This window comes from Streptomyces sp. HSW2009 (genome assembly GCF_040240285.1).
Lineage (GTDB): Bacteria > Actinomycetota > Actinomycetes > Streptomycetales > Streptomycetaceae > Streptomyces.
Window position 1 is genome coordinate 1 of sequence record NZ_JBEHZD010000491.1, and the last position, 5,915, is coordinate 5,915.

General features: G+C 73.3%; 4 protein-coding genes. 2 read left to right on the top strand and 2 right to left on the bottom strand.

The window, feature by feature from the left end; genetic code table 11:
* Positions 1 to 214 precede the first annotated feature (214 nt).
* Positions 215 to 1,066, top strand: coding sequence for a class II fructose-bisphosphate aldolase (locus AAHZ94_RS27080; RefSeq protein ID WP_349996026.1), 852 nt, complete (start codon positions 215 to 217; stop codon positions 1,064 to 1,066).
* Positions 1,067 to 1,464: 398 nt separating this feature from the next.
* Here AAHZ94_RS27080 and AAHZ94_RS27085 read toward each other — a convergent pair whose 3' ends face one another.
* Positions 1,465 to 2,541, bottom strand: a complete 1,077-nt coding sequence (locus AAHZ94_RS27085; protein WP_349996028.1) for a carbohydrate-binding protein — start codon at positions 2,539 to 2,541, stop codon at positions 1,465 to 1,467.
* Between the two features lie 256 nt (positions 2,542 to 2,797).
* Positions 2,798 to 4,567: a diguanylate cyclase CdgB gene (cdgB, locus tag AAHZ94_RS27090; RefSeq protein WP_349996030.1), complete on the bottom strand. Its 1,770-nt coding sequence runs from the start codon at positions 4,565 to 4,567 to the stop codon at positions 2,798 to 2,800.
* 350 nt (positions 4,568 to 4,917) lie between these two features.
* Here cdgB and AAHZ94_RS27095 point away from each other — a divergent pair, with 350 nt between their 5' ends.
* Positions 4,918 to 5,556, top strand: a complete 639-nt coding sequence (locus AAHZ94_RS27095) for a flavin reductase family protein (protein ID WP_349996032.1) — start codon at positions 4,918 to 4,920, stop codon at positions 5,554 to 5,556.
* Positions 5,557 to 5,915: the final 359 nt, after the last annotated feature.

Sequence of the window (5,915 nt, forward strand, 5' to 3'; positions counted from 1 at the left end):
TCCGCCAGCACGCGTGCGGGCCGCCCCTTCGCGGGCCGGCCCCGCACCTCCGCGACCGGCAACGGTGCCGGCCCGCGGGCCACCGGCGGCGGGCTGCGGCCCGGCGCGTGTACGACCGCCGCGGCGGGGCCCGGGGCGTATGCGCCGTGCGCAGCGCGCCCCGCGGCGCCCGGCGCGAACGAGGGCCGTCCAAGGCCCGGGACAGAGGAAAGTCATGCCACTGGTCAGCACTGGTGAACTCGTCGGGCAGGCGCGGTCCGCGGGCCGTGCGCTCGCCGCGTTCAACGTCATCTCGCTGGAGCACGCCGAGGCGATCGCCGCCGGCGCGGAGGCCGCGGGCGCGCCCGCGATCCTCCAGGTGTCGGAGAACGCGGTGCGCTTCCACGGCGGCCGACTGGCCCCGATCGCCGCCGCCGCTGCCGCGGTCGCCCGCGCGTCCAGCGCCCCGCTCTCGCTCCACCTCGACCACGTGGTCAGCGTCGACCTGCTGCACGCCGCGCACGACAACGGCTTCAGCTCGGTGATGTTCGACGCGTCCAAGCTCGGCTACGCGGCCAACGTACGGGCCACCGCGGACGCCGTCGCCTGGGGCCACCAGCGGGGCGTCTGGGTGGAGGCCGAACTCGGCGAGGTCGGCGGCAAGGAGGGCGAGGCACCGCTGGACGCACACGCCCCCGGGGTGCGGACCGACCCGGCGGAGGCGGCGGCGTACGTCGCGGACACCGGCGTGGACGCGCTGGCCGTGGCCGTCGGCAGCTCGCACGCGATGACCGAGCGGACCGCTGCCCTCGACCACGAGCTGATCGGCAGGCTGCGGGACGCGGTGCCGGTGCCGCTGGTGCTGCACGGCTCGTCGGGCGTGCCGGACGCGGAGATCCGGCAGGCGGTCGCCGCCGGCATGGTCAAGATCAACGTGGGCACGGCCCTGAACACCGCCTTCACCGCCGCCGTCCGCTCCGAACTGGCGGCCCGCCCCGACCTGGTGGACCCGCGCAAGTACGTGGGCCCGGGCCGCGACGCGATGGCCGCGACGGTGGCCGCGTTCCTCGCCGTGGTCGGCGGCTGAGCCGGCGGCGAGGGGCCGGCGGCCGGGTGAGCCCGCCGCGCGGGGGCGGGCCCCGGGCCGACCGACCCGGGAGCGGTCGGCCCGTGCGCGTTCCCTGCGCGCATTTCCCGTAGGCGCTCCCGTACGTGTTCCCCGTGCCCGGCCTCCGGCCCGGGGCCAGTTGGCCACCCGGGCGGGAGGCGTACGGGCCAGGACATCGACGTACGGGCCGTGGAAAACAGGTCCGGCGTACGCGCCGGGGAAGCAGGCCCACGCGCGGGCCGGTGAGCAGCAGAGCCAGCGCGCGGGCCGTGGAAAGCACGTCCGGCGTACGGGCCGGTGAATGCTGATCCGGCGTACGCACCGGGGAAGCAGGTAAGACAGGCGGACCGGGAAGAGCAGGTGGAGCGGGGTGGGCGTCAGCCCTTCGTCAGCCAGACCCGGTCGAGGTTGACGTCACACTTGTTGCCGCTCTCGCAGGAGAGCCGGACCGTGTTGGTGCCCTTGTTGAGGTTGACGATGGCCCAGGTGTTGGTCCAGCCGGCTTCCCAGTCACCCTTCTTCGCTAGTGCGAAGTTCTTCATGCTGACGGCGCGGGGGTCCCGCTTGCTGTTCACCGTCAGGCTCAGGTTCTGGTCTTCGCCGGGGACGCCGTACCCCACGTACAGCCGGTACTGGCCGGGCTCTTCGACGTCGACGGACCAGGTGGCCGCCGCGCCGGGCTTGTTGATGCCCGCCACGTACTTGCCGCCGTCGGCCTTCGCACCGGGCACGTCGGAGGCGAGGGTGGTGCCGCCCTCCAGCTTCATCGTCGACGCGTCCTCGGTGGGCAGCGGCGCCGGGCCCTTGGTGGCCTTCGGGCTGTTGCTCGGCTCGGCGGTCTCGGTGGCGGTCGGCTGGGCGTCCTTGGTCGGCTCGGCCTTGTCCTTCTTGCCGCCCGTGTTGTTGGAGATCATCGCCACGGTGATGCCGACGATCACGACGGCGACCACGGCTATCGCCCCGATGAGCAGCCCCTTGCTATTGGGCCCGCGACCTCCGCCGCCACGCCCTGCGGGGGCGCCGTGACCGGGACCGGCGTGACCGGGACCGGCGGGCGCCTGCTGCCGCGGCGGCACGCCGCCGGGCGGCGGGCCCTGCACCCGGTTCCAGGTCTGCGTCGGCAGCGCCTCGGGCGCCGTGTAGTGCCCGTGCTGCTGCTGTTGCTGTGGTGGCTGCTGCTGCCCGTAGCCGTAGCCGCCGGGCGCGGCCTGCTGCTGGTGGTGCTGTTGCTGGTACTGCTGCTGGCCGTACTGCCGCTCGCCCACCGCGCGGACGTGGTTGTACGAGGTCCGGGGGACGCCGGGCTGCGGCGGTCCTGGATAGCCGTAACCGCCCGTGCGTGGCGTGCCCTGGGCGCCCTGGTCCGCGCCCGCCTCGCCGCCCTCCTGGCGGTACAGGTAGGCGAACGGGTCGTCGTCCTGCGGCACACCCGAGCCGTTATTGCCGGCCGTCATCCCCTGGTCACTCCCACTTCATCCCTGATGGTCATCCGCGCTGTGGCACTCGGGTGCCAGAACAGCTCATATCAGGGCCGGGGCGGCCGTCATAGCCGTGCGCTGTCCGGATGGCCAATGTTCATGATCGATTCATTCTCGGCAGCCGTGCCGACCGGCGCAGCCTACCCCGCCGAACAACGGCCGTGCGGCTGCTCCGCGTTCCCGCCCCGGGCACCCGATCGGGACCGGCCACCCGGCAGCGGGCGGGCGGCGGCTAGCCGGCGCGCCGGTTCGCCTTCGAGCGCGACCGCTTTTCCACGTACATACGCTGGTCAGCGGATTGCAGCACCTCTTCGGCCGACATTCCGCAGGCCGCCCAGCCGATGCCGAAGCTGGCGCCGACCCGTACCGCGCGGCCCTCGAAACGAATGGGCGGGATGATCGCGTTCCGCAGCCGCACGGCGAGGTCCTGGGCGTCGGCCCGGCCGAGGCCGTCCGCCAGCACCACGAACTCGTCGCCGCCGAGCCTGGCCACCGTGTCCCCGTCCCGCACCCCGTGCGAGAGCCGCCGGGCGACCTCGATGAGCACGGCGTCGCCGGTGTGGTGGCCGAACCTGTCGTTGATCGACTTGAAGCCGTCGAGGTCGCAGAAGAGCACCGCGAGCCCCTTGGTGCCGTCGTCCTCCTCGCCCTCGGCCGGCGCATAGGTGTGCACGTGGTGGTCGAAGGGGCCGGCGTCCGCGCCGCCCGGCAGGCCCTCCAGCACGTCCGCGTCGAGCCCGCTGAGGTCACCGAGGTCGCCGAGGTCCACCGCGGCACCGCCGAACGCGTCGAGCCCGAAGCCCTGCACGTACGCGTCCTGCTCGATGCTGCCGACCAGCGCCGCCTCGCGCACCGCCGGCTGGGCGCCGTCGACGGCCGGGCCCGCGGCGTCCGCGCCCGCGTAGGCCGGCTGTGGGGGACGGGCGCAGAGCCGGGCGCCGAGCCGGCTGCGCAGCTCGGCGCTGTTGGGCAGCCCGGTCAGCGAATCGTGGCTGGCCCGGTGGGCGAGTTGCAGTTCGTGGCGCTTGCGTTCTTCGATGTCCTCGACGTGGGTGAGCAGGAAGCGGGGGCCGTCGGCGGCGTCGGCGACCACGCTGTTGCGCAGCGAGACCCACAGGTACGTGCCGTCGCGGCGGGCGAGGCGCAGTTCGGCCCGGCCGCCCTCGGCCGAGGTGCGCAGCAGGGTCCCGATGTCCTCGGGGTGGACGAGGTCGGAGAAGGAGTAGCGGCGCAGCACGGTGGCGGAGCGGCCGAGCAGTCGGCACAGCGCGTCGTTGGTGCGCAGCAGCCGCCCGTGCTGGTCGCCGCCCATTTCGGCGATGGCCATGCCGCTGGGCGCGTACTCGAACGCCTGCCGGAAGCTCTCCTCGCTGGCCCGCAGCGCCTGCTGGTCGCGGCCGAGGCGGCGCAGCGCGCGCTGCATGTTGGCGCGCAGCCGGGCGTTGCCGATCGCGATGGCGGCGTGGAAGGCGTACATCTGGAGGGCCTCTTGGCCCCAGGCGCCGGGGCGGCGGCCGTTGCGCGGCTTGTCGACGGAGATCACGCCGAGCAGCTCGCCCTGCGAGGTGCCGGCCGAGCGCATCGGCGCGAACAGCCGGTCCATCGGGTGCCACTCGTCGGGGAACCGCGGCGCGGGCCCGGCGACGTGCCACTGCGGCACGTCGTCGTCGTCGAGCACCCAGCCCTCGGTGTACGGGATGAAGCGCAGGTCGCCCCAGCGGTCGCCCATCGAAAGGCGGCGCTCCCAGGACGCCCGCGAGCCGATCCGGCCCGCCATCAGCGCCTCGGCACCGGGGCTGCCACTGACCGCGGCCACCACCAGGTCCCCGTCGGGTCGGACCAGATTGACTGCCGACAGCTCGTAGCCCAGGCCCTGGGTCACGCCGTCGGCGACGGTTTGCAGGGTGTCCGCAAGACTGCGCCCCGTGTTCAGTTCGGCGACCACGTGATGTAGCTGCCGCAGGGTCGCAAGACGGATGTACGGCTCCGACTCGGTCTCCATCGATCGCTCTCCCCCGAGACCTCGACAGCAACTCCAGAATTTCTTGTCGACTCTCACTGCCACGGCCACTGAATCACAGCGAGCTGTCCAGTCGGTACACAGGGTCAACAATTACTGCCCGTTGTGACTTATGTCACAACGTACATCCGTTGCAGGGATATGGCTGTTACTCGGGCTCAGACCCCCCGCGCGATATTTCCTGAAAGCAAATCCGGAATGCGATTACGTTTACCGGGGGTGGCCGTATCGAATATCGGTACGGATTTGCGCGGACCCCGCCCAAGGTCCTAGGGCGTTCTCCGTCGGGAGCCCGATGTGGGTCGGCGGGGCGGCCGGATAGCGTCGCTGACGTGTTGCGAACCTCGTCCTCCCCAGCCCCGCACGTCCCCGGCTCCGCCTCGGCCACACCGGGCGCACCACCGGCCGCGCCGACCCGCGGGACGCCCCAGCGGTCGGAGTCCGGCCGCGCCGTCCCGCATGCTGGAGGGGTGAGCGAGGACGAGTTCCGGGCCGCGCTGTCGCGGCTGGCGGCCGGGGTGGTGCTGGTGACGGCGCACGACCCGGAGGACGGCCCGCGCGGCGAGGACGTCGGCATGACGGCGACCGCCTTCCTCTCGGTGTCGCTCGACCCGCCGCTGGTGATGGTGAGCGTGCGCGCCGAATCGCGGATGGACGACGTGCTGGAGCGGCAGCCGCTGTGGGCGGTGTCGCTGCTCGCCGAAGGCCAGCGGCAGGTCGCGGGCCGCTTCGCGATGAAGGGCCGCATCAGCGACCGGCTGCTCTTCGCGGACCTTCCGCACGTCCGCGGCGAGGCGTCCGGCGCCCCGCTGGTCAGCGGCGCCCTCGCCACCCTGGAGTGCCGCACGGAACAGCGCATCACGGCGGGCGACCACACCCTTGTGGTGGCCCGCGTACTGACCGCCGCGACCTCGGGCACGGAGGGCGACCCGCTGACGTACTTCCGGGGTCGGTACCGACACCTGGGCTGATGCATTTCTGGGACCGGTACCAACACCTGGGCTGACGCACCTCCGGGGTCGGTACCAGCACGGGCTGACGCACCGGCACGGGCTGACGCAGGGGGCGCGCCTCGCGCGCGTACGGGCGGGTTGGCGGGGTCCGGCGCCTTCGCCTGCGTCTTTGCCTACGCCTTTGCCTGCGTCTTCGCTTCGGCATGCCTTCGCGCGCGTACGCGGGGGTTGTTGCGCACGGGATGTCACGCGTGGGCCGTGGGGTCCGTGGGCCGGCGTGCCGGTTCGCACCCGCGCGTACGGGTGGGCGCGTGGCATGCCGGTTGGTGCGGGGGGGTGCGCCCCGGGGGGCGGGGGGGGCGGGGGGGGGGGGGGGG